A 22833-nucleotide genomic window follows, 5' to 3' on the forward strand; every position below is an offset into this window, starting at 1 on the left:
AACCCGGCCGGCCCACCCTACGCAACGCATTGAAAGGCCGGCACCGACGTGACTCTTCCCCTCTCCATTCTTGACCTGGCAACCATCGGAAGGGGCCAGAGCGCGGCGGAGAGTTTCGCGGGCAGCGTCGCCATGGCCCAGCGGGCAGAGGAACTCGGCTACCGGCGTATCTGGTACGCCGAGCACCACAACATGTCCTCCATCGCCTCTTCAGCTACGAGCGTGCTGATCGCCCACGTGGCCGCGCATACCCACACGATCAGGCTGGGCGCCGGCGGCATCATGCTGCCCAACCACTCTCCGCTGACCATCGCCGAGCAGTTCGGCACCCTGGAGACGCTGCACCCCGGCCGGATCGACCTTGGCCTGGGCCGAGCCCCCGGCAGCGACCAGAACACCATGCGCGCACTGCGCCGGGACCCGATGTCCGCCGACAGCTTCCCGCAGGACGTCCTGGAACTGCAGGGCTACCTCACCGGCCCCACCCGGATCCAGGGAGTGGAGGCCACCCCGGGCAAGGGGACGAATGTGCCGCTGTACATCCTCGGTTCCTCGCTGTTCGGCGCTCGGCTGGCCGCCCAGCTGGGCCTCCCGTACGCTTTCGCCTCGCACTTTGCGCCCAACGCCCTGCAGGACGCCGTTGCCGTTTACCGCCGTGAATTCAAGCCCTCAGCCCAGCTTGACGCACCCCACGTGATCGCCGGGGTGAACGTCATCGCAGCGGAATCCGCGGCCGAAGCGCAGGCAATGCTGCAGGCCACCAAGCGTGCCCGCGTGTCCCTGTTCTTCGGCGGTGGACGCGAGTTCACGGACGACGAAGCTGACATGATCCTGGACTCACCGCAGGGCCAGCATGTGTCCCAAATGATGACGTACTCCGCCGTCGGAACCCCGGACGCGGTGATCGAATACCTGGATGAGTTCGGTAAGCACGCGGACGCCGATGAACTGATCGTCGCGCACCAGAGCACCGGGACCGAGGCCCGGATCCGCTCCGTGGAGCTGCTGGCTCAGGCCGCCGGCCTGGCACGGGTCTAGCCTCCCCGGCCTGCTCGCTCCGAATGCGTCACGCCCAGCTCGCCTTCGGTAAAGCACGACGGCGGGTTCCCCGGAATCACGCAGGGGAACCCGCCGTCGGGCGCTAAAAGCCTGCCGGGCGTGACGCCAATCCTTTACCCACTTGCGCGACGTTTACACACTTGCAACCAGCGGGACTCTCGGGCGAAACCGCGCGGGCGGAGAATATGAATTGCCCCCTTCGGAATTCCATCCGGAATTCCGGGGAGGGGCACCACCCGGAAGTCCGCAAGGTAATCCAGCGGCTGCTTTTCCGGGCCGGGTTCCGCCGAAGGGGTTCCGCATGCCTACTCCGTTAAACCAGAGTGTGGCTGATTCTGCGCTGCTGACCAGGTCACTTCCGCTCGGCCTGCTCCGGGCGTTCGTCCAGTCGGACGCGGCGGACGAAGGCTTCACCCCCAGCCTGCTGGCGGAACTCAAGGTCCTGGCCCGCGTTCCAGGGCTGCTGGTGGCCTGCAACTACGGCGGAACGCTGTGCGACGCCGAGGGCATTTCCACTGAGACGCTGCCGCTGGGGAGCGCCGCAATCGCGCTCCGCGCCCTGGCCGCGCTGCCCAACACCCATGCCGCCGTCATCTCCGGCCGTTCGCTCCGCGACCTCGCCGCAGTGTCCCGGCTGCCCGCGGAAGTGCACCTGATCGGCTCACATGGTGCCGAGACTGACATGGGGTTCGCCCACGTCCAAAGCCTTGCCACCGAAGCCACCCTTCAAAAGGTCAGCGTCGCCTTGTCCGAGGCCGTGGGCTTCCAGAAAGGCATTTGGATCGAACGGAAGCCCGTGGCGGTCTCCGTGCACACCCGCCCCGCCGCGCCGGACGTCGTGAAGACTGTAACGGAGACGGCGCGGGAGATCGCCAGGGCTCACGGGATGTTCTTCATCATCGACGGCTCAGTGCTGGACCTCTCGATAGTGGAACCCTCCAAGGCCGAAGCCCTGGAAACCCTCAGGTCCCGGCTGGGAGCCAGCGCAGCGTTGTACGCCGGGGACGCCTACAGCGATGAGCTGGCGATTGCCACGCTCCGAGGCCCGGACATGGGCTTGCGTGTTGGCCCGGGGGAGACCCGCGCGGCGCACCGGCTGCGGGATCCTGAGTCCTTTGCCCGGGTGCTGGCCATCCTGTTCGAACTGCGGCGTGCCTGGCTCTTCGGCGAGGACGCCGTGGGACTCGAGCGGCACTCAATGATCGGCAACGGAGCCTCCACCGCCTTGCTCACCCCGGATGCCAAGATCTGCTGGATGAGCCACCCTCTGCCGGATTCAGGGTCGCTGTTCGCCCACATCCTGGGCGGGGACGCCGCCGGCCACTTCTCCGTGGAACCGTTGAAAACATCGCAGGTGCTGGGGCAGCGCTACGTGGACAGCACCATGATCGTCGAAACCCGGTGGGCCGACGTCACCGTGACGGACTACCTGGAACCGGCACCGGAGGGCATTACCAGCCTGGTCCGCGTGCTGTCCGGAACCGGGGCGGCGAAGATCGTGTTCGCACCGCGGCCGGACTACGCCAACGCGCCGTTCAGCATGGAGGCCCGCGGCGATGAGCTGCATGTCGTGGGCACGTCGGATCCGATATTCCTTTTTGCCCCCGGCGTCAGCTTCACTATCACCTCGGACGGCCGTCACGGCACCGCCACTGCGACGGTCAACCTGCAGGACGGGCCCGTGGTCCTTAACCTGCGCTGTGGGGACACCGAGCCTGCGGCGGAGCACCCCGGCGGGGAGAATGACCGGCGTGCCTGGGTGGCGCTGCACTCCCGCCAGTGGGTGCAGGACCTGGAACTGCCTTCAGTGAAGCCGTCGCTGGTCCGTCGCTCAGCACTGGTACTCCGTGCACTAGTGCACGAGCCCACCGGCGCCGTGCTGGCCGCGCCCACCACTTCCCTGCCCGAAGGGATCGGTGGGACGAGGAACTGGGACTACCGGTACTGCTGGCTGCGGGACGGGTCAATGACGGTGAACGCCCTCGTGGACCTTGGCTCCACGGCGGAGGCGGAAGGATTCCTCAGCTGGCTTGGCCGGATCCTCGAACATGCGCCCGGCCCGGAATGGCTGCATCCGCTGTACTCCGTCACGGGGGCGCCGCTTTCCACGGAGGCCGTCATTGACAGCCTTCCCGGGTACGCCGGGTCCCGCCCCGTCCGGATCGGAAATGCCGCAGACCACCAGGTCCAACTGGATGTTTTTGGCCCCATTGCCGAGCTCATCCACGCACTCAGCGAACGCACCGGGGTGCTCCGGGACGAGCACTGGGAACTGATGGTGCAGATGGCCGCCGCCGTGCTGGCCCGTTGGCATGAGCCTGACCACGGCATCTGGGAAGCCCGCAGGCCGCCGCGCCACCACGTCTACACGAAAGTGATGTGCTGGGTGGCGCTGGACCGGGCGCTCCGCACGGCCGCGCGGCACGGCAGGGCACCGGAACCGTCGTGGGAGCCCACGGCGCAAACCATCCGTGAGGAGGTCCTGCGCGAGGGCTGGGACGACTCCGCAAAGTCCTACACTGTGGCCTACGACAGCCCTGACCTCGATGCTGCCGTCCTGCACATCGGGCTCTCCGGCATGCTGGACGTCAGGGACCAGCGCTTCCTGGACACCGTCACGGCGGTGGAACGCGAACTCCGCGTCGGGCCTACCGTCTTCCGGTACAGGTACGACGACGGCCTGCCGGGCTTGGAGGGCGGGTTCCACATCTGCACTACCTGGCTCATCGAGGCTTACGTGGCTGTGGGCAGGATCGAGGAGGCCTGGGACCTTTTCGACCAGCTTGTGAACCTGTTTGGGCCCACCGGATTGCTGCCGGAAGAGTACGATCCCGGTACGGAGACCCACCTCGGAAACCACCCGCAGGCGTACTCGCACTTGGGCTTCATCCGCTGCGCCCGGCTGCTGGACCAGCATCAGGCAGGCGCCCGGGTTCCGTAGCACCTCTGTTCCGCGGGGGCGGCGCGGGGGCTTGGAGGCGCGCAGCTAACGGGCTGCGGAGAAGATCTTTGGCGCAGGCCGCGTGCCCGTGGCCAGGTCCGCGAGGATCCGCCCCACTACGGGCGTGAACTTGAAGCCGTGCCCGGAGAAGCCGGCACCGATGACTAAGGGCCCGATCCGGTCAAGGACGAAGTCCTCATCCGGGGTGGTGGTGTACGTGCAGCTGATGGCTTCGAGGGAATCGGCGTCCGCTCCGGGCAGCCAGGTCCGGGCGTAGTCCTGAAGAGCCGCCAGCTGGACGGGTTCGGGCAGGAAATTCCGCCGGTCCGGATCCACCTCCGGGCCAACACCGTGCCAGCCCGCCTTGATGCCCTCGCCTGGCGTCTGCATCCCGTAGACGGACGAGTACCAGTTCTTGTAGGCCGGGCTGGTTCCGGGCAGGTGGTTGAACCCCGGCCACACCGCGCCCTCATCGGCTACGCGGAAATGCGCCGGCTGTTCCTGCGTGACCCTGAGCCGGGGCATCCGCAGCTTTCCGCTTCCGGCGGCGCCGGCCAGGAGCTTCTCCGTCCAGCCTCCCGCCGTCACCACAGCCTGGGCAGCGGTCACCACTTCGATGCCTCCTGACGAGCCGGGGCCGGGCTCCAAGGTGAGCCGGACGCCGTCGTCCATGATTTCCAGCCCGACCACCTTGGTGTGGTGCCGGATGTCCGCTCCGCGGGCAGCGGCGAGCCGCTGGAAGGCGGGGAGCGCTGCCTCAGGGTTCAGCTGGCCGCCGTCGGGCATGTAGAGGACCTGCTGGTCGAACCGGATGCCGCGCCACCGTCCGGCCGCCTCCTCGGGACTGAGGAACTCGGCCTGGATACCCGCCTGGGTGAGTGCTGCCTGCACGTGGGGGAGCAGAGGATCAGGGCCGTGGTTGACGATGCCTGTGCGGGTGAGGAGTTTTTCGCCGGTTTCCTGCTCCAGCTCGTCCCAGAGCGCCAGGCCTTCGGCGAGCATGGCCACATAGTCCGGCCGGTAGTAGCCGGGGTTTAGGTTGCGGGTGGTGCCGTGCGAAGCGCCGATGCGGTGACCGGGCCCGAATTGTTCCAGCAGCGTGACCTGCCGGCCTCGGCGGGCCAACGCCCAAGCGGCGGCCGAGCCCATGGCTCCTCCGCCGATCACCACGGTATCCAGGATTGTTCCCATCTGTTCCTCCTCAGGTACGGGTCAGGCCAGGTTCGGGTCAGGCCAGCAGCAGCGCTACGCCGATCATGGCAGGCACCGCCACCACCGTTGTCAGGAGCACGGTGTCCTTGGCGACGGTCAGGCCGGTCTTGTATCGGCTGGCGGCCACAAACACGTTCTGTGCCGTGGGTAGCGCAGAAGTTACCACCACTGCGAAGAGGGCGTGCCCTTCCATTCCGAGTGCAAAATGCGCGAAAACGTAGGCGATGGCCGGCTGGATCACCAGCTTGAAGAGGCTGGCCAGAAGCGTGTCCACGCGGCGGCCAGCGGACGCCTGCAGCGGGCGGCTGCCGTTCAGGCTCATGCCGAACGCGATCAGCATGGCAGGAATTGCCGCACCGCCGATCAGGTGGATCGGTTCCATGACCAAGGGGGGAACCTGCAAGCCGGTCCCGGCTACCAGCAGGCCAAGTCCGGAGCCCACAATCATCGGATTCCTCAGGATCATCACCACGAATCCCAGAGGTGTAGTGCGGTGGCTGCTCGTGCTGGAGTCCAAAATCATCAGGAACAGCGGTGTGAAGAAGGCCAGCTGGAAGATCAGCAGCGGCGCCACGTAGCTGGCGTCGCCAAGGACATAGACCGCGATGGGAATGCCAAGGTTCGCGGAGTTCGCCAGCGAAGCGGCCATCGAGGACATCAGCGCCTCCGGCAGGGCACGCTTGAGCAGGAACTTGGTGATGGCAAAGAAGATCGCGGCCGTGGCGAAAGCCGCCACGGCGGTCACCAGCAGGGGGGCCGCGAACACTTCCTGCAGCTTGGCCTTGCTGAGGGTTTCGAACAGCAGCGCGGGGCTGGCCACAAAGAATGTCAGGCCGCTGAGGACCTGGCGTGCGTTCTCGCCGAGGATCTTCTTCCGGCCCACAAACCAGCCCACCAGGATGATGGACCAGACAACAAAAAAGCCCGCGAGTACGCCTAACAAGGATTGGCTCCTAAGGCGCAGCGCCAGTCCGGGCTAAATCTCACGCTCCTGGTTAGAGGACAGCGTTATTGAGGGCGAAAGGGGGGCGCATCAGTCCCGGGGTGTGGCCCTCGGCGGGGTCGTTTCCGATCTGGACAACCTTGTTGTCCTGATCCACATGGACAACCTTCGGGTTGTAGGCTTTCGCTTCTTCCGTGGTCATCTGGGCGTAGGTGATGAGGATGACGATGTCGTTCTCATGCATCAGGTGCGCGGCCGCCCCGTTGATGCCAATGACCCCTGAGCCGCGTTCGCCGGCGATGGTATAGGTCTCCAGGCGTGCGCCGTTGGTGACGTCCACAATGGCAACAAGCTCGCCGGGCAGGATGTCGGCAGCGTCCAGCAGGTCCAGGTCAACGGTGACCGAACCTACATAGTGCAGGTCAGCGTGCGTGACGGTGGCCCGATGGATTTTGGACTTGAACATTGTGCGATTCATAACCCGATCAGTCTAGCGTCGGGGTACGGATCGCGCAGTGACGCAGGAAACACTGGCGACCTGGGCGTCATGGAGCCCCGCCCGTGGCGGGAATATGCCCGGAAACCCTTTAGTCGCCGTCGTGATTCCGCACCGACTCCGCGGTAATGGCCAGTGTCTCGCGGGCTGCGAGGATGGCGGGACGCTTGGCGCTGGAGCGGCGCACCGAGGTGAAGATGGTGCGGTGCGGGTTACCGGGCAGGTCCAGCAGCTGGGCTGTGGTGCCCCGGCCGGTCCAGACAAGGTCCGGCATGAGGGCAACGGCATTCCCGGATTCGATGAGCCGGATCTGGGCCTGAAGGTCGGCGGTCTCATAGCGAACATCGGGCTCGAAGCCGGCACTGCGGCACGCCTGCTCAGCCCAGTGCCGCGATGCCGCGCCGCGCGGCTCCATCACCCAGGCGAGTCCCGCCGTGTCCTCTATCGAGGTGATCCGGGGCCGGCCCGGGGCCTCGGGTGGGACGGCGAGCCGGATCGCATCGGTGGTGAGCTTGATGCGGTCCAGCTCCGTGTATCTTGGTGCGGCGTGGCCTGGATACTGCTCGGCGATCACCAGGTCGAAATCCCGGGCCCACGTCTCGTGCAATGCCGTTTCGGGCTCCCGCTGGATCATTTCGATCCGTACCTCCGGGTACGCGGTGGACATCCTTGAGAGGGTTTCCGGCATCAGCGCCAGGGCCGCGGACTGGAACACGGCGATGCGAACAGTGCCGGTGACGGTTGTGAGGGAGGCTGCCAGGTCCGCTTCGGCCTGCTCCAGCGTCTCAAGGAGCTGCGCCGTGTGGGCCACCAGGACTTCGGCCTGTGGCGTGAGCTGGACGCGGCGGCCGGTCTTGCGGAGCAGTTCGACCCCGGCCTCCTTTTCCAGCAAAGCCAGCTGCTGGGAGACCGACGACGGGCTGTACTGAAGTGCCTCGGCCACCTCGGCCAACGTGCCCCTGATCTTCAATTCGCGGAGCAGCCTGAGGCGGCGGACATCGAGCATGGGAGATTCCTTGTTGAATCTAATGAATACTGATTAGAAGTAGTCACTTTATCTAACGCAACCACGCTTGCATACTGTTGTAGCTGAGTTACCCCCGTCACAGCTGGCACTTTAGGCGCCGCGATGGGGCCGCACCCCCAACCCAGGAGTTCCTGATGAGCACCAAAGATATGACCCAGTCGGTCATGAGGCGCAAGCCCCTCGACGACATTGAAGAAGAAAACAAACACAGCGGCCTGTTCAAGTCCCTCGGGCTATGGCAGCTCACGGCCATCGGCGTCGGCGGCATTATCGGCGTCGGTATTTTCTCGCTTGCCGGCTTGGTTGCGGCAGGCAGTGAAGAAAACCCGGGTGTGGGGCCTGCGGTTCTTATCTCGTTCCTTATCGCCGGCCTGGCGTCCGCGGCGGCAGCCCTGTCCTACGCGGAATTCGCCGGCATGATCCCCCGGGCCGGGTCGGCCTACACCTACGGTTATGTTGCGCTGGGCGAGGTGATTGGCTGGTTCATCGGCTGGGACCTGCTGCTCGAATACATCGCGATCGTGGCAGTCGTTGCCATCGGCATTTCCGGGTACCTGGAAGCCTTCCTGTCCGGCATCGGCATCCATCTGCCTGTCTGGATGACCTCGACGGCGGACGAGGGCAAGGGCGGCATCATCAACATCCCGGCCATCCTGGTCTGCCTCCTCGTCACCTGGATCCTGTCCCGCGGTACCAAGGCCTTTGGCCGGTTTGAACTCGTGGCGGTCGCCATCAAGGTCGTCCTGATTCTCTTCATCATTGGCTTGGGCGTCTTCTACATCGACACCAACAACTACAACCCGTTTATGCCCAGCGGATTCGGCCCGGTCCTTGCCGGCTCAGCTACCGTGTTCTTCGCGGTGTTCGGATACGACGCCATGAGCACCGCGGCGGAAGAGGCCAAGGACGGCAAGAAGCACATGCCCAAGGCCATCGTCCTGTCCCTGATCATCGCCATGCTGCTCTACGTCGCGGCCACCCTGGTCCTGACTGGAATGCAGAACTACAAGGACATCGATCCCGCTGCTGGCTTTGCCTCTGCCTTCACCAGCGTGGGCCTGCCCGTCATCGCCACCATCATTTCTGTCTTCGCGGTCCTGTCCATCCTTACCGTGATGCTGACGTTCCTCCTGGGTGTCACCCGCGTTTGGTTCTCCATGAGCCGCGACGGCCTGCTCCCCGGCTGGTTCGCCGGGACGGACAAGCACGGAACCCCGCAGCGGGTTACCTGGATCGCTGGAATCTCCTCGGCCTTGCTGGCGGGCGTATTCCCGATCAAGGCGGTCGCCGACCTCACCAACATCGGTATCCTGGCCGCTTTCGTCGTGGTCTGCCTGGCAGTGATCGTCTTCCGTTACAAGAAGCCTGACGCACCCCGTACGTTCCGCCTGCCCCTGATGCCCTTCATCCCGGCATTCGGTGTCCTCGCCTCCACCCTGCTCATCTGGCAGCTGCCGGCTGACACCAAGTGGCGGTTCCTCGTCTGGCTCATCATCGGCCTGGCCATCTACTTCTTCTACGGCAAGAAGCACTCGCTGATGAACCCCAACAGCCCGCGCCACCAGGAGCTCGAGGAGCTCCACCGCCCCGTCGGCTAACCCACCCGGGCACCATCCCTCGTTGCTCTATCACCTAGGGTCCCCAAGTACATGTTTTGGGAGCCAATGGTGATAGAGCAACGTGTGTTTAAGGCGTAAAAAAGAGTTGGCTTTCCTAATCGGTATTGCTTAGAAAACATCGCTTTATCTTATGTGACTGCGGGCTCATACTGATGAATAAGACCAGTTCGGAACCCAAAGAAAGAACGAGTACCAGCCATGACCAACATTGCTATGGAGCCCGGCGTGAACCCCGGATCCGCGCCCCGCACAGCTGACGTTGACGTGCCCCAGGCGCGTGCCCTCGCGGCCGAAACCATCGGGCTGGTGCGCCGCTGGCTGACGGAGGCTTCGAAGGTTCCCGTGGATGCCTCGGCCCAGCAGCTCGCCGGTGTCCTCAAGGATCCCAACGGCCTGGAGTTCACCGTTGGTTTCGTGGATGGCGTGGTTCGGCCCGAAGACCTGACCGTCGCCGCCCGCAATCTCGCCGCCCTCGCACCCAAGGTCCCGTCCTTCCTGCCCTGGTATATGCGCCGCGCTGTCCAGCTCGGCGGCGCCATGGCCCCGGTCCTGCCGCAGGTTGTCATCCCCATTGCCCGGCGCGTGCTCCGCGAAATGGTGGGCCACCTGATCGTTGACGCCACCGATGCCAAGCTGGGCCCGGCCATTGCCAAGATCCGCAAGGACGGGATCAAGCTCAACGTCAACCTCCTGGGCGAAGCCGTCCTGGGTGAACACGAGGCCTCCCGCCGGCTTGAGGGAACCCACACTCTCCTGGCCCGCCCGGACGTGGACTACGTCTCCATCAAGGTCTCCTCCACCGTGGCACCGCACTCGCCGTGGGCATTCGATGAGGCTGTGGAGCACGTTGTCGAAAAACTGACCCCGCTCTTCAGCCGTGCCGCGTCCTTCCAGAAGGCCAAGTTCATCAACCTGGACATGGAGGAGTACAAGGACCTGGACATGACCATTGCGGTCTTCACCAGGATCCTGGACAAGCCGGAGTTCAAGCACCTCGAGGCCGGGATCGTGCTGCAGGCCTACCTCCCGGACGCGCTTTCGGCCATGATCCGCCTCCAGGACTGGGCCGCCGAGCGCCGCGCCAACGGCGGCGCCGCCATCAAGGTCCGCGTGGTCAAGGGCGCCAACCTGCCCATGGAACAGGTGGAATCCTCGCTTCATGACTGGCCGCTGGCCACCTGGAGCACCAAGCAGGATTCGGACACCAATTACAAGCGCGTCATCAACTACTCGCTGCACCCGGACCGGATCAACAACGTCCGGATCGGCGTGGCCGGCCACAACCTGTTCGACATCGCGTTTGCCTGGCTGCTCGCCAAGCAGCGCGGCGTGGAATCGGGGATTGAGTTCGAGATGCTGCTGGGCATGGCGCAGGGTCAGGCCGAAGCGGTCAAGCAGGACGTCGGCTCCCTCCTGCTCTACACCCCCGTGGTGCACCCGGCCGAGTTCGACGTCGCTATCGCTTACCTGATCCGCCGCCTCGAAGAGGGCGCCAGCCAGGATAACTTCATGTCCGCTGTCTTCGAGCTGAGTGAAAACGAAGTGCTCTTCGAGCGCGAGAAGCAGCGCTTCCTCGCCTCCCTGGACAAGCTCGACGACGCCATCCCGCCAGCCAGCCGGCAGCAGAACCGCAGCCTCCCGCCGCAGCCCCTGCCGCACGATTCATTCAAGGACACCCCGGACACGGACCCGTCACTGCCGGCCAACCGTGACTGGGGCCGGGCCATCCTGCAGCGCGTCCCGTCCTCCACCCTGGGCAACGCCGCTGTAGAGGCCGCCACCATTACGGACGCGGACACCCTCAACAAGGTCATCGGCACCGCCGTCGAAAAGGGCAAGGCTTGGGGCGCCCTCTCCGGCGACGAGCGGGCCGAGATCCTCCACCGCGCCGGCGACGTCCTCGAGGCCCGCCGCGCCGACCTGCTCGAGGTCATGGCGTCCGAAACGGGCAAGACCATCGATCAGGGCGACCCCGAGGTCAGCGAAGCCGTGGACTTTGCCCACTACTACGCCGAGTCCGCGCGCAGGCTGGAAAAGGTCGACGGCGCCACGTTCGTTCCAGCCAAGCTCACCGTCGTCACTCCGCCGTGGAACTTCCCGGTGGCCATCCCGGCAGGCTCCACCCTTGCGGCACTCGCCGCCGGCTCCGCCGTCGTCATCAAGCCTGCCAAGCAGGCCCGCCGCAGCGGTGCCGTGATGATCGAAGCACTGTGGGAAGCCGGCGTCCCCAAGGACGTGCTGACCATGGTCCAGCTCGGCGAGCGTGAGCTCGGTCAGCAGCTGATCTCCCATCCCGCCGTGGACAGGGTGATCCTCACCGGCGGCTATGAGACCGCCGAGCTGTTCCGTTCCTTCCGCAAGGACCTGCCGCTCCTGGCCGAGACGAGCGGCAAGAACGCCATCATCGTCACCCCCAGTGCGGACCTGGACCTGGCCGCCAAGGACGTTGCGTACTCAGCGTTCGGCCACGCGGGCCAGAAGTGCTCCGCAGCGTCACTGGTGATCCTGGTGGGCTCGGTGGCCAAGTCCAAGCGGTTCCACAACCAGCTGATCGACGCCGTCACCTCCCTGAAGGTTGGTTACCCGGAAGATCCCACCAGCCAGATGGGCCCGATCATTGAGCCCGCCAATGGCAAGCTCCTTAACGCCCTGACCACCCTGGGCGATGGCGAAACCTGGGCGGTGGAGCCGAAGAAGCTGGATGGCACGGGCCGGCTGTGGAGCCCGGGCGTTCGCCACGGTGTCCGGCGCGGATCCTACTTCCACCTCACCGAATTCTTCGGACCGGTCCTCGGCGTGATGACGGCTGAGACGCTGGAGGAAGCCATCTCCATGCAGAACCAGATCGAGTACGGCCTCACCGCCGGGCTGCACTCTCTCAACCCTGACGAGCTCGGGATTTGGCTGGAGTCCATCCAGGCCGGAAACCTGTACGTCAACCGCGGCATCACCGGTGCCATCGTGCAGCGCCAGCCGTTCGGCGGCTGGAAGAAGTCTGCTGTGGGTGCGGGCACGAAGGCTGGCGGACCCAACTACCTGGTCGGCCTCGGCGACTGGGTGAGCGCCGAAGCCTCCTCCACGGCAGCTGTCACCAACGCCGCTGTCCGCCGGATCAGGAACGCGGCAGCCGGTGCCCTGCAGCCTGCCGAGCTTGAGGCGCTTGAACGTTCCCTGGCCTCCGACGCCCAGGCCTGGGCTGATGAGTTCGGCACCGCCAAGGACGTTTCCGGCCTGAGCGCGGAGCGGAACATCTTCCGCTATCGTGCGCTGCCGGTCACCGTACGGCTCTCAGAAGGTGCGCCGCTGGCGGACCTGGCGCGGACCGTGGCGGCCGGCGTCCTGGCAAACTCGGCACTGACTGTGTCCACCGCCGTCGAACTTCCGGTTCAGCTCCGCTCGGTACTCACCGGCCTGGATATCACCGTCACAGTGGAGTCCGACGCCGGCTGGCTGGCAACAGCTAGCCGGCTCGCGGCTGCGGGCAAGCTGTCCGGTGCACGGATCCGCCTGATCGGCGGTGACGCCACCGCCCTGGCGGAAGCCACCAACGGACGTCCAGACCTGGCGATCTACCCCCACCCGGTCACGGAGGCCGGACGGGTAGAGCTGCTGCCGTTCCTGCACGAGCAGGCCATCAGCATCACGGCCCACCGTTTCGGCACGCCGAACCATCTCTCGGATGCCCTGATCTGACGCCGAAGACCCCTGCGCAAGCGAACGGCCCGGCGGCCACCTTCGGGTGGCCGCCGGGCCGTTTTGTTCTAGTAGTAGTGGAATCGGCAGCGCCCAGCGCGCCGTGGGAGCAAGTTAACCCAGGTACCAGCCCGGGGGAGCCCACGATGCAGGAACGCTGTGAGCGGAGAAATCCTCGCAACGGGTGCAGGTGTAGGCGACTTCGCCCAGGGTCCTGACCACCCCGTCACGCCGGTAAACCGGAGGAATGTACGACTCAAGATAGATGAATTCGTCGGTTCCGCACTTGTCACAGGTGGGCTTTCCGACGTATTCGGACTCCGTGGTGGCCATCCCGCCACCGAAATGGGAATGGTGCGTGACCAGTGGCCGGGTGGTATGCGGATGCGGATGCGCTGAGTGGAAATGGGAGTTACTGGCTGTCTTCATTGGCTGCCTATCCCGAGCGCGACCGGCCCATGGGTTGCAGGCGCGCGCTCGTTTTGTCAAAACCGGCCTCTGCTTGACCCATGGGAATCCAGCATAGGCGATGCGGGCTTGCGCATCAATGGTTTTGGCGAAGCCGGTGCCCCAAGCAACGGGCCGCGGGGCGTGCCCGGAGGCTCTAGGCCGACTTCTTGAGGGTCCTGCCCACGATGGCTTGGGTCAGGGCGTCGATGACTTCGGCGTTGGCCAGCGGGTTGCGGATCAGGGTGAAATCGACGTCCCCGACCGGCGGGAGGTCGAAGCGCCGGGTGATGATTTTCAGGTCTTCCGGGACCAGCGAAGACGGCATCACCGCGACGCCGATGCCGGCTCGGACCGCCGCCAAAACGCCGCTGATTTGCCGGGTGGTGCACGTGATACGCCAGGTCCGGCCATGGGATTCCAGGGCGTCGATGGCGAGTTTCCTGCTGAGGCTGGGGGAGGGGTAGGCGATGAGCGGCACCGGATTTCCGGGCTCCAGCGACGTCTGGTCCAGCCCCACCCAGGAGAAGGAATCGTGCTGCACCACTGTGCCGTCCTTGGCTCCGGCCACCCACTTCACGAACACCAGGTCCAGCTGGCCGGCATTGAGCTTCTTGTAGAGCTGGTCGCTCTGCCCGACGGTGAGCTCGAGGTTGATCTGCGGATAGATCTGGCGAAATTCCCGCAGGATCCGGGGCAGCCCGGTGATGGCGAGGTCGTCCGCGGTGCCGAAGCGCAGCCGCCCGCGCATGGCGGAGCCGGAGAAGTAGCGCGAGGCGGCATCATGGGCGGACAGAATGGTGCGGGCGAACCCGGCCATGGCATCGCCGTTGTCTGTCAGCCGGACATCGCGGGTGTCCCGCGTGATCAGGACCCGCTTGGCGGCCGCTTCAAGCTTGCGCACGTGCTGGCTGACGGTGGGCTGGGCTAACCCCAGCCGTTCAGCGGCCTTGGTGAAACTCAGTGTCTCCGCGACGGCGAGGAACGAGCGGAGCTGGGCGGGTTCGAACACGGAGGGCTCCTTTTGGTCTCTGGTGCGTGGGCCGGCCGAGGCAGGCCCGAGCAGCAGTATTACGTTGCGCAATGCGAGTTATAGACGCAATAACCCTACATAATCATGGCCGGTCAGCCTAGCGTTAAGGGCATCCCAGCCCGCCCGCTTACTTGAGGACACCCCTGTGGCACCCCCACCGCCATCGTCGGCAACCGTCAGCCAGCCCGTCATCGACTCCGGCAGTTCCGAAACCCAGCCCATCGCCGTCGTCAGCGAACGGCTCCCCTGGAAACACACATTCATCTCCCTCAGGGTCCCCAACTTCCGCATCTTTGCCATCGGCCACTTTGTGGCGGTGATTGCGATCTGGATGCAGCGGATTGCCCAGGACTGGATGGTCCTGGAGCTGTCCGGTTCAGTGACTGCGGTGGGCATCACCGTGGCGTTGCAGTTTATGCCCTCGCTCATCCTGGGTCCATGGGGCGGCATGATGGCGGACCGGTTTGCCAAACGGAAGATCCTCATTGTCTGTCAATGCCTGGCCGCCGTCTTGGCGACGGCACTCGCTGTCCTCGCCCTCACTGGCGCAGTGCAGGTCTGGCACGTCTACGTCATTGCCCTGGTGCTGGGCCTGGTTACGGTGCTGGACCAGCCCGCGCGGCAGGTCTTCGTCAACGAACTGGTGGGGCCCAGGTACCTGCGCAATGCCATCAGCGTCAACTCCACCACGTTCCAGTTGGGCGGCCTGATCGGCCCGGCGCTCGCGGGCCTGATGCTGACCGCAGTCGGCGCCGGCTGGGCCTTCGCCGCAAATGCCTTGGCCTGCTGCTCCACGGTGGCCATGCTGCTGCTCCTACGGAAGGACCAGCTGTTCGTCAGCACCCCGGCCCCCAAGAAGAAGGGCATGCTGCGTGAAGGGCTGCGATACGCGCTGAGCAAACCCACCATTTACTGGCCGTGGCTGATGGCCGGGTTCATCGCCGTCTTCGCCATGAGCCTGCCGGTGCTGCTCGCAGCCTTTGCCGATCACGTGTTCGACGTCGGCGCCGGCGGCTACGGCCTGCTGAACGCCTTGGTCGCGCTGGGTGCCCTGTGCGGCGCCATCGCGTCAACCCGCCGCCGCCAGTTGCGGCTTCGCTCGGTAGTGTTTTGCGCCGGAATGTACGGCCTCATGCTGTGCCTGGCTGCGCTGGCGCCGTCGATGGTTTGGTTCAGCGTGGTGATGGTGTTGTCCGGTTTCTGGTGCCTGATGTTCCTGACCGGATCCAACCAGCTGGTCCAGGTCAGCTCGAACATGGGTATCCGCGGCCGGGTCATGAGCCTGTACATCATGGTGCTGATTGGCGGCCAGGCGATCGGCGGTCCCATGCTCGGCTGGATTGCCGAACACGCAGACCCGCACATAGCTCTGCTGGTGTCGGGCGGCGTACCGGCAATCGCCGCGTTGACCGTCGGGGTTGTCCTTGCCCGCAAGGGGGCGCTGAAACTTCGGGTAGACCTGAAGGATCGGCGCCACCCCGTGCGGATCGTCAGCCGTCCGTCGCCGGCTTAAGAAGCCAGCGGCGGCAGCGTAGTTCGCCTGCGGCTGCTAAAACCTGTCCGGGACCTAAGCAGGCAGGTGAGGGTACTCCGCCTGGCGCTGCTGGAACTCCAGGACGTCCTTGTTCAGGACCACGCCGTCGCGGATTTCGATGGCCCGGGAAATTGTTTCGTTCCCGTCCCACTCCTCCGGACCGCCGATGACCGTCTCCAGGAAAGGCAGCACGGCCTGGCTGATCTCCCAGCTGGACGAATTCCAGAGGTAGGAGGGGCTGTGGTCCACCGCGTAGTAGTTGATGTGATTCCCGATGGTGAACATCGGTTCCGCGAACGTGGTGGACCGCGCCCAGCTGAAGCCCATGCCCTCGTCGCAGGACACGTCGACAATCAGGCTTCCAGGGCTGAACGCCTCCAGGTCCTCTGTCCGAAGGTAGGTGAGTGGATTGTTGGGATCCTGCAGCGTGCAGTTGACCACGATGTCGCTCTCGGCCAGGAACGGAGCCAGTGGAACCCGGCCACGCTCGGTGATGACCTGGCTCAGGAAGGGGGCCTCGTCGTCGTGATCAAACTGCACGATGTTGACCGAGTGGATCGGGGCGCCAACCGCGGCAACACCGCGGTTGGTCAGCACCTGGACGTCATGGATGCCGTGGGCATTCAGCGCGGTCACCGCACCGCGGGCAGTGGCCCCAAAACCGATCACGACGGCGCTGAGGCGCCGTCCGTAATCGCCGGTCGAACCGGTCAGCGAAAGGGCGTGAAGGACTGAGCAGTACCCCGCAAGCTCATTGTTCTTATGGAACACGTGCAGGCCAAAGCCGCCGTCGCTGGCCCAGTGGTTCATTGCCTCAAAAGCGATCAGCGTGAGCTTCTTATCGATGGCCAGCTGGGTAATGGCGCGGTCCTGGACGCAGTGCGGCCAGCCCCAAAGGACCTGGCCATCGCGCAGTTCGGCCAGGTCCGCCGGCTGCGGCTTGGGCAGAAGTACGACGTCGGCCTCCGCCAGCAGCGCTTCCTTGGTGGCCATTTTCCCCACGAGGGTGGAGAGGTGGTCATCCGAGATGCCGAAGCGCTCGCCGTAGCCCTGCTCCAGGATCATGCGCTTACGCACTTCGGGGGCAATCCGCTCGAAATGCAGGGGATGGATGGGGACGCGGCGCTCGTCGGGTTTCCGTGTGGATGCCAGGACGCCCAGGCTCAGCTGGGTTTTATGGCCACTCACTTCTTTTTGGCGGCCTTGCTGGACGTGATATCCAGGGAGCTGGCCGGCGCTGCGGCTGCCCGCTTGTCGGCACGCTTTTCCTTGATGGACTTGCCGGCTTTTTTGGATGCTGCTTGACGCGGGGACTTGTCAGCCATGTTTGCTCCTGTAGCGGAACCGAAGAGGTTCCTGACTTCTGACGATACACGGCAGCACCTAACGGGCCCCGGTGTGCGGACGGCAGGCAACACCCAGGCATCGGCCCGACAGGTTGCTCTGACAAGTGCTCCGACAGGTTGATCCGACAGGTTGCTCCGACAGATTGCGCGGCGGTCATTGCGTCCGAGGGTTCCCAATGTGAAAATGACGCTCTGGGTACTGGGAAGGGCAGGCCCGCTTAATCATCACGGGAACAGCACCATGGGAACCATCGAGATCCACAACACCGTCCTTATTCCCTGCAGCCGGCCGGAAGTTTACGCTTTCTGCGTCGACCCGCAGGCGCGCGCGGCAGTGCCGGGGCAGGAGGATCAACTGCCGCGTTTCGAGGACCTGGTGACGGACCGGTCCTGGACAGAGATTCTGGAGAGCCGGACCGAAACGATTACGCGTTCCTATGTGGTGTATCCGGTGGCCGACAGCACGCGCATGACGGTCACCGCACACTACGATCCCAAGGGACTCGGGCGGGTGTTTTCCGGAGCGAAGGAGGGCGCGTACCGGAAACAGGAGACGGCCCGGCTGGCTGCGCTCAAGAAGGCTTTGGAGCGCCAGGTGAGGCTGGGGAGAAAAGGCTAGTCCCGGCGTCGTCCACACCAAGTATGTGCGAATCCCTGAAGTGGAGCGGCTGACGGGAATCGAACCCGCGTATCAAGCTTGGGAAGCTAGCGCTCTACCATTGAGCTACAGCCGCATGTGCCCCCGATTTGGGCGGGGCAGAACTTAGCTTAGCGCAGTTGCGCGGCCCCGCTGTCAACGACGCCCGCGATCCGGCCCGTGTCTGCAGGGCAGCCGGCGTCATCCAGTAACTCTTCAATAACGTACCCGTCCGTAGCTAGGTTCGCGGCGAAACGTCTGACTACTCTGAACCGGATAGCTGCGGTGTCATGGGGGAGGCGGGCTATTGAAAGTCAGACGTCGAACAAAGGATTCCCATGGCCTTCGCAGAGCACGAGGTACTCATCCGTCGTGACGCGATGGCCGTTTACACTTTCCTGGTTGACGGGTTGAACCTTCCGCAGTGGCGGGACGGGATCCGCAACATCGACCTCGCCGCAGGGGCAGCCGGTACCAAGGGCGCCGTGTACCAGCAGACCCTGGCCGGCAGGTCCGGACGGCCCGTTGCCGGAGACTTCGAAATCACCCAGGCCCGGCCGGGTGCCGAAATACAATTCCAGGTCATCGCCGGACCGGCCAGGCCCTCCGGCGGCTATTACCTCAGCACTGAGCCGGACGGAACCAGGGTCAGGTTTGCCCTCGAGTTCCAGCCCAAGGGGATCAAAGGCCTCCTGAACACCATGGTCCAGCGGACCATGAAGGCCGAGGTGGCCCAGTTGGAGCGGCTCAAGCACGTCCTGGAACTCCAGCCGGCCACTTAGTCCGCGTTTCGGCGGCGGGTCCGTTCCGCCGTCGGGCATTCCAAGGCGTCACAGCCTGAAGCTTTCCCGCCCGCGGGCAGCAGTGGGCACCGCGCATGCGGTATTTTGGGAGGCGTGCTGATCTCTGACCGCGATATTCGTGCCGAAATAGACTCCCAACGGATTGTCCTTGAACCGTACGATGCGGTGATGGTCCAGCCGTCCTCGGTGGATGTACGCATTGACCGGTTTTTTCGGCTCTTCGACAACCACAAATACGCGCACATCGATCCCGCAGAAGAGCAGCCGGAGCTGACCCGCCTGGTGGAGGTCGAGGACGGCGAGCCGTTCATCCTGCACCCGGGGGAGTTCGTGCTCGGCTCAACCTACGAGACTGTGACCCTGCCAGATGACATTGCGGCACGCCTTGAAGGCAAGTCCTCACTGGGCCGCCTCGGCCTGCTCACCCACTCCACCGCCGGTTTCATTGACCCCGGATTCTCCGGGCACGTGACTCTGGAACTGTCCAACATGGCAACGCTGCCCATCAAGCTGTGGCCCGGCATGAAGATTGGCCAGTTGTGCTTCTTCCGGCTGACGTCCGCCGCGGAATTCCCGTATGGCTCCGGTGAGTACGGCAACCGGTACCAGGGCCAGCGTGGCCCGACCGCCAGCCGCAGCCACCTGAACTTCCACCGCACCCGGATCTAGCCCCGCATCGAGGGGTGAGATCTCGGCGCTTTCCCGCCTCTTAAGCGCCGAGATCTCACCCCTCGGCGCGGGCGTCGGCGGCCTAAGCCTGTGCGGGCACCCGGGCCGGGCGGCCAAAGGCCTTGACCGCCGGCTCCACGTAGCGGGCGGCCAGCGGCCCGATGATGGCCATCAGAAGGACGTAAGCGGTAGCCAAGGCGGCCAGTTCGTCAGGGACAACTCCGGAGGCAACGGCCAGGCCGGCGATGACAATGGAGAACTCGCCGCGGGCAATGAGGGCCGCACCCGCACGGAAGCGGCCGGGGCGGGCGATTCCTGCCCGCTTGGCAGCCCAGATTCCGGTGATCATTTTCGTGACTGCGGTGATGACGGCCAGGACCAGGGCCCAGCCAAGGACCGGCGGAATGGATGTCGGATCAGTGTTCAGCCCGAAGGCCACAAAGAAAATCGCTGCGAACAGGTCGCGCAGCGGTTCAAGGATACGGGTGGCACTGTGGGCCGTGGCACCCGATATAGCGATGCCGAGCATAAACGCCCCCACCGCCGCTGAGACCTGCATGGCGGATGCAACACCGGCAACCAGCAACGCCGCACCCAGCAGGTTCAGGAGGAATACTTCGGAGTTTTCGCTGTGGACGGCTTGGGACACGCGATGGCCGTGCCGCAGGGCCACCATCAGGACTACGGTGACCACTGCCAGCGAAATTCCCACCGTGGTCAGCCCGCCGAGGAAACTGACCCCGGCCAGGGTGGCGGTGAGGATGGGCAGGTAGATGGCCATGGCGAGGTCTTCGAACACCAGGATCGACAGCACCACTGGCGTCTCGCGGTTACCGATCCGGCCGAGGTCCGTGATCACCTTGGCGGCGATCCCGGACGAGGAAATATACGTGACACCGCCCATCACCATCGCACCCACCGACCCCCAGCCCAGTAGCAGGGCCAGTGCGGCGCCTGGAACGAAATTCAGGACCAGGTCAAGGACACCGGCCTGCCAGGACCTGCGCAGACCGGTGAAAAGCTCGGCAGCCGTATATTCCAATCCGAGCATAAGCAGCAGCAGAATGACGCCGATTTCACCCGAGAGGTGGGCGAATTCCTGGATGCCTTCGAGCTTCATTACGCCACCGGCACCGAAGGCGAGACCGCCCACAAGGTACAGCGGGATGGGGGACATTCCGATCCGTCCGGCCAGCCTGGCCAACAGGCCAAGGCAGAACACAACGGCCCCCAGTTCAATGAGGGTCAGGGCCAGCGGGTCCATGTCGGCTATCCGTTGCGGAGGATCTCGGCGGCGTCGTCGAGGCCTTCTTGCGTACCGACGGCGATGAGCAGATCACCCGAGTGAAGTACGACGTCGGGACCCGGCGACGGGAGCACCTCGCCTTCACGCATGATCGCCACGATGGAGACACCACAGCGCGTGCGGATGCACGCTTTGCCCATCGGCTGGTTCTGGAACGGCGAGTCCGGAGCGATGGAGAACTGCCTCGTGACGATGCCAGGGACATCCCTGTGCTCTTCCGTGAGCTTCATGGCCAGGTGCTGTCCGCCCAGGAGGTTGCCCAGGGTGGCTGCTTCATCCCCGGTGAGGGGAATGGACGCCTGGCACGTGTCGGGGTCATCCCAGGTGGAGACGATCAGCTCCGTCTGGCCTTCCCGCAGCTCCACGACGCCAATGCGGCGCCCTGAAGCAGTCATAAAATCCTTCCGCCGGCCAAGGCCGGGGAGGTCCGTCTCATCCACGTTCATAGCTCCAGCCTAATCCGCGGGCGGCTCTTTGGGGCGTGCGCCGCCCAAGTCGCGGCCGCGGGCGCCCAAGTGTTCGTTCGCGCCGGGTTAAAGGGCGCGGCCCTAGGCGGCGGGGACGACGGCGATGGGGGCCTTGTCCGGCGACTTGACCGGCAGCAGGACCAGCAGGCCGGCGAGCAGTACCACCATGATGCCCAGGATGCCCCAGCGCTGCGCCTCACCCGGTGCCACCAGGGGCGTGGCCAGCGCGATGCAGAGCGTGAACAGCGAAGGCGCGAGGAAACTGACGGCGCGGCCGGTGGTGGCATACAGGCCAAAGAGCTCCCCGGACTCGCCGTGGGGTGCGAGCCGGGCAAGGTAGGCCCGCGAGGAGGACTGGGCCGGGCCGACGAAGAGGCAGAGGAACAGCCCAAAGACCCAGAAAGTGGTGCTGCCCGCCCACTGCATGCCAAAGAAGACATAGTCTCCGTTGCCGAGCACCAGGATGGCGGTCCCGGCGATCAGCAGCCCCACCAGGGAACCGATGATGACGGCTTTTGGCCCCACTCGGTCATCGAGGAAGCCGCCAATGACGGCACCGACAGCCGCCACGACGTTGCCGAAGATGGCGAAGAAGATGACTTGGGAGAGTTCAAAGCCGAAGGTTCCGGCGGCGATGATCCCGCCGAAGGTAAACACCGCGGCCAGGCCGTCACGGAAGACCGCGCTGGCCAGCAGGAAATAGATGGTGTGCGGGCTGGTGGCGTAGATGGCCTTGATCCGGCGGACCAGCAGGTTGTAGGAGGCCAGGAAACCCAGGGACTTGGCCTGCCTGGGCCGCGGGAGTTCCGGAACGGCGAACAGGACCGGCAGCGCGAAGACGAAGAACCACAGGGCGGAGAACACGGCAACCAGGCGGATGTTGAGGCTGTCCTGGGTGGACGCCCCGAACCAGTCGAAGCTCGGCTGGACGAACAGTTGCAGGACAACAAGGAGGGCAACGATGCCGCCGAGGTAGCCGCTGGCCCAGCCGAAGCCGCTCACCTTTCCGATGTTCCTCGGGGTGGAGACCTGCGCGAGCATGGCGTTGTAGTTGACGCCGGCAAACTCGAAGAACACGTTTCCCAGTGCAATGAGGGACACGCCAAGCAACAGGAACTCCGGCCTCGGGAACACAAAGAAGCACAGTGCCGTCAGGATGGCGACGGCGGCCGTGTTGACTCCCAGCCACAGCTTCCGGCGTCCGCCTGCGTCCGAACGCTGCCCGGTCACCGGGGCGAGCACGGCGATGGCGAAGCCGGCTATGGCCAGCGCACCGCCCAGGACCGCCGAGGCCTGGTCCTCGCCGCCGAAGGCGTTGGAGGTCAGGTACACGGTGAAGACGAACGTGGTCATCAAGGCATTGAAGGCGGCCGATCCCCAGTCCCAGGCGGCCCAGGCGAGGACGCGGCCCTTGCTGGTCGCCTTGTTTCCTGCTTCGAGTTCCGATGGCGGCTGCATGGCCTCAGGAGCGCTGGCGGTGTTCATAGGCTGAATCGTATCCGCCCGTGGCGAACAACCGGTGGACGATAACCCGGACAGCCGCCGAATCCTTCCACCCGGTCAACCCCGTGCGGCAGGAGTGCCTGTTGCACCTTGATAAA

At 65.0% G+C, this 22833-nt stretch carries 19 protein-coding genes and 1 tRNA gene; 8 read left to right on the top strand and 12 right to left on the bottom strand.

What is annotated here, in order from left to right:
- Window positions 1-48 precede the first annotated feature (48 nt).
- Together V9L17_RS14785 and V9L17_RS14790 are read left to right on the top strand one after the other, a co-directional pair.
- The gene (locus tag V9L17_RS14785) at window positions 49-1038 is read left to right on the top strand and encodes an LLM class flavin-dependent oxidoreductase (protein WP_337351988.1); all 990 of its coding nucleotides are present in this window, start codon (window positions 49-51) and stop codon (window positions 1036-1038) included.
- Window positions 1039-1360: 322 nt separating this feature from the next.
- Window positions 1361-4000: a trehalase-like domain-containing protein gene (locus tag V9L17_RS14790; RefSeq protein ID WP_337351989.1), complete on the top strand. Its 2640-nt coding sequence runs from the start codon at window positions 1361-1363 to the stop codon at window positions 3998-4000.
- Window positions 4001-4045: 45 nt separating this feature from the next.
- On the opposite strand, the gene V9L17_RS14795 is transcribed toward V9L17_RS14790, so the two are convergent.
- From V9L17_RS14795 to V9L17_RS14810, 4 genes are all read right to left on the bottom strand, one after another.
- Window positions 4046-5191, bottom strand: a complete 1146-nt coding sequence (locus V9L17_RS14795) for an FAD-dependent oxidoreductase (RefSeq protein WP_337351990.1) — start codon at window positions 5189-5191, stop codon at window positions 4046-4048.
- Between the two features lie 37 nt (window positions 5192-5228).
- Window positions 5229-6155, bottom strand: a complete 927-nt coding sequence (locus V9L17_RS14800; RefSeq protein ID WP_337351991.1) for an AEC family transporter — start codon at window positions 6153-6155, stop codon at window positions 5229-5231.
- A gap of 52 nt (window positions 6156-6207) precedes the next feature.
- Window positions 6208-6633 (bottom strand): aspartate 1-decarboxylase, encoded by a 426-nt coding sequence (gene panD, locus V9L17_RS14805; protein ID WP_337351992.1) that lies wholly within the window; start codon window positions 6631-6633, stop codon window positions 6208-6210.
- Window positions 6634-6742: 109 nt separating this feature from the next.
- Window positions 6743-7657, bottom strand: a complete 915-nt coding sequence (locus V9L17_RS14810; RefSeq protein WP_337351993.1) for a LysR substrate-binding domain-containing protein — start codon at window positions 7655-7657, stop codon at window positions 6743-6745.
- Window positions 7658-7812: 155 nt separating this feature from the next.
- Between V9L17_RS14810 and V9L17_RS14815 the strand changes: the two genes are divergently transcribed.
- On the top strand, window positions 7813-9276 hold the full coding sequence (locus tag V9L17_RS14815) for an amino acid permease (RefSeq protein ID WP_337351994.1): 1464 nt from the start codon (window positions 7813-7815) through the stop codon (window positions 9274-9276).
- Between the two features lie 219 nt (window positions 9277-9495).
- Complete coding sequence (locus V9L17_RS14820) at window positions 9496-12990, top strand: bifunctional proline dehydrogenase/L-glutamate gamma-semialdehyde dehydrogenase (RefSeq protein ID WP_337351995.1); 3495 nt, start codon at window positions 9496-9498, stop codon at window positions 12988-12990.
- Window positions 12991-13104: 114 nt separating this feature from the next.
- Here V9L17_RS14820 and V9L17_RS14825 read toward each other — a convergent pair whose 3' ends face one another.
- Window positions 13105-13419 (bottom strand): hypothetical protein, encoded by a 315-nt coding sequence (locus tag V9L17_RS14825; protein WP_337347468.1) that lies wholly within the window; start codon window positions 13417-13419, stop codon window positions 13105-13107.
- Window positions 13420-13594: 175 nt separating this feature from the next.
- Window positions 13595-14449 (bottom strand): LysR substrate-binding domain-containing protein, encoded by an 855-nt coding sequence (locus V9L17_RS14830; RefSeq protein ID WP_337351996.1) that lies wholly within the window; start codon window positions 14447-14449, stop codon window positions 13595-13597.
- A 166-nt stretch (window positions 14450-14615) separates the two neighbouring features.
- Here V9L17_RS14830 and V9L17_RS14835 point away from each other — a divergent pair, with 166 nt between their 5' ends.
- Window positions 14616-15983: an MFS transporter gene (locus V9L17_RS14835; RefSeq protein WP_337351997.1), complete on the top strand. Its 1368-nt coding sequence runs from the start codon at window positions 14616-14618 to the stop codon at window positions 15981-15983.
- A gap of 54 nt (window positions 15984-16037) precedes the next feature.
- Here V9L17_RS14835 and V9L17_RS14840 read toward each other — a convergent pair whose 3' ends face one another.
- Together V9L17_RS14840 and V9L17_RS14845 are read right to left on the bottom strand one after the other, a co-directional pair.
- On the bottom strand, window positions 16038-17192 hold the full coding sequence (locus V9L17_RS14840) for a N(5)-(carboxyethyl)ornithine synthase (protein WP_337351998.1): 1155 nt from the start codon (window positions 17190-17192) through the stop codon (window positions 16038-16040).
- Window positions 17189-17329: a hypothetical protein gene (locus V9L17_RS14845; RefSeq protein ID WP_165478350.1), complete on the bottom strand. Its 141-nt coding sequence runs from the start codon at window positions 17327-17329 to the stop codon at window positions 17189-17191. Before V9L17_RS14845 ends, V9L17_RS14840 begins: the two co-directional genes overlap by 4 nt.
- 262 nt (window positions 17330-17591) lie before the next feature.
- On the opposite strand from V9L17_RS14845, the gene V9L17_RS14850 reads away from it, so the two are divergent.
- Window positions 17592-17969, top strand: coding sequence for a hypothetical protein (locus V9L17_RS14850; protein ID WP_337351999.1), 378 nt, complete (start codon window positions 17592-17594; stop codon window positions 17967-17969).
- A gap of 41 nt (window positions 17970-18010) precedes the next feature.
- Here the strand turns inward: V9L17_RS14850 and V9L17_RS14855 are convergent.
- Window positions 18011-18084: transfer RNA gene (locus V9L17_RS14855), tRNA-Gly, on the bottom strand.
- Window positions 18085-18325: 241 nt separating this feature from the next.
- Between V9L17_RS14855 and V9L17_RS14860 the strand changes: the two genes are divergently transcribed.
- Together V9L17_RS14860 and dcd are read left to right on the top strand one after the other, a co-directional pair.
- Complete coding sequence (locus V9L17_RS14860) at window positions 18326-18769, top strand: SRPBCC family protein (RefSeq protein ID WP_337352000.1); 444 nt, start codon at window positions 18326-18328, stop codon at window positions 18767-18769.
- Between the two features lie 114 nt (window positions 18770-18883).
- Complete coding sequence (dcd, locus tag V9L17_RS14865) at window positions 18884-19459, top strand: dCTP deaminase (RefSeq protein ID WP_337352001.1); 576 nt, start codon at window positions 18884-18886, stop codon at window positions 19457-19459.
- A gap of 82 nt (window positions 19460-19541) precedes the next feature.
- On the opposite strand, the gene V9L17_RS14870 is transcribed toward dcd, so the two are convergent.
- The 3 genes from V9L17_RS14870 to V9L17_RS14880 all read right to left on the bottom strand — a co-directional run bounded on the left by V9L17_RS14870 (window position 19542) and on the right by V9L17_RS14880 (window position 22717).
- Window positions 19542-20723 (bottom strand): cation:proton antiporter, encoded by a 1182-nt coding sequence (locus V9L17_RS14870; RefSeq protein ID WP_337352002.1) that lies wholly within the window; start codon window positions 20721-20723, stop codon window positions 19542-19544.
- A gap of 5 nt (window positions 20724-20728) precedes the next feature.
- Window positions 20729-21211 (bottom strand): cation:proton antiporter regulatory subunit, encoded by a 483-nt coding sequence (locus V9L17_RS14875; RefSeq protein WP_337352003.1) that lies wholly within the window; start codon window positions 21209-21211, stop codon window positions 20729-20731.
- A gap of 102 nt (window positions 21212-21313) precedes the next feature.
- The gene (locus V9L17_RS14880) at window positions 21314-22717 is read right to left on the bottom strand and encodes an MFS transporter (RefSeq protein ID WP_337352004.1); all 1404 of its coding nucleotides are present in this window, start codon (window positions 22715-22717) and stop codon (window positions 21314-21316) included.
- Between the last annotated feature and the right edge of the window lie 116 nt (window positions 22718-22833).

The sequence above is a fragment of the Pseudarthrobacter sp. CCNWLW207 genome, assembly GCF_037203945.1.
Lineage (GTDB): Bacteria > Actinomycetota > Actinomycetes > Actinomycetales > Micrococcaceae > Arthrobacter.

Coding starts and splice junctions, on each gene's coding strand:
- V9L17_RS14845 (WP_165478350.1), bottom strand. CDS start 17,329: ATGGCTGACAAGTCCCCGCGTCAAGCAGCATCCAAAAAAGCCGGCAAG.
- V9L17_RS14825 (WP_337347468.1), bottom strand. CDS start 13,419: ATGAAGACAGCCAGTAACTCCCATTTCCACTCAGCGCATCCGCATCCG.
- V9L17_RS14810 (WP_337351993.1), bottom strand. CDS start 7,657: ATGCTCGATGTCCGCCGCCTCAGGCTGCTCCGCGAATTGAAGATCAGG.
- V9L17_RS14850 (WP_337351999.1), top strand. CDS start 17,592: ATGGGAACCATCGAGATCCACAACACCGTCCTTATTCCCTGCAGCCGG.
- V9L17_RS14790 (WP_337351989.1), top strand. CDS start 1,361: ATGCCTACTCCGTTAAACCAGAGTGTGGCTGATTCTGCGCTGCTGACC.
- panD (WP_337351992.1), bottom strand. CDS start 6,633: ATGAATCGCACAATGTTCAAGTCCAAAATCCATCGGGCCACCGTCACG.
- V9L17_RS14795 (WP_337351990.1), bottom strand. CDS start 5,191: ATGGGAACAATCCTGGATACCGTGGTGATCGGCGGAGGAGCCATGGGC.
- V9L17_RS14870 (WP_337352002.1), bottom strand. CDS start 20,723: ATGGACCCGCTGGCCCTGACCCTCATTGAACTGGGGGCCGTTGTGTTC.
- V9L17_RS14815 (WP_337351994.1), top strand. CDS start 7,813: ATGAGCACCAAAGATATGACCCAGTCGGTCATGAGGCGCAAGCCCCTC.
- V9L17_RS14860 (WP_337352000.1), top strand. CDS start 18,326: ATGGCCTTCGCAGAGCACGAGGTACTCATCCGTCGTGACGCGATGGCC.
- V9L17_RS14875 (WP_337352003.1), bottom strand. CDS start 21,211: ATGAACGTGGATGAGACGGACCTCCCCGGCCTTGGCCGGCGGAAGGAT.
- V9L17_RS14820 (WP_337351995.1), top strand. CDS start 9,496: ATGACCAACATTGCTATGGAGCCCGGCGTGAACCCCGGATCCGCGCCC.
- V9L17_RS14880 (WP_337352004.1), bottom strand. CDS start 22,717: ATGAACACCGCCAGCGCTCCTGAGGCCATGCAGCCGCCATCGGAACTC.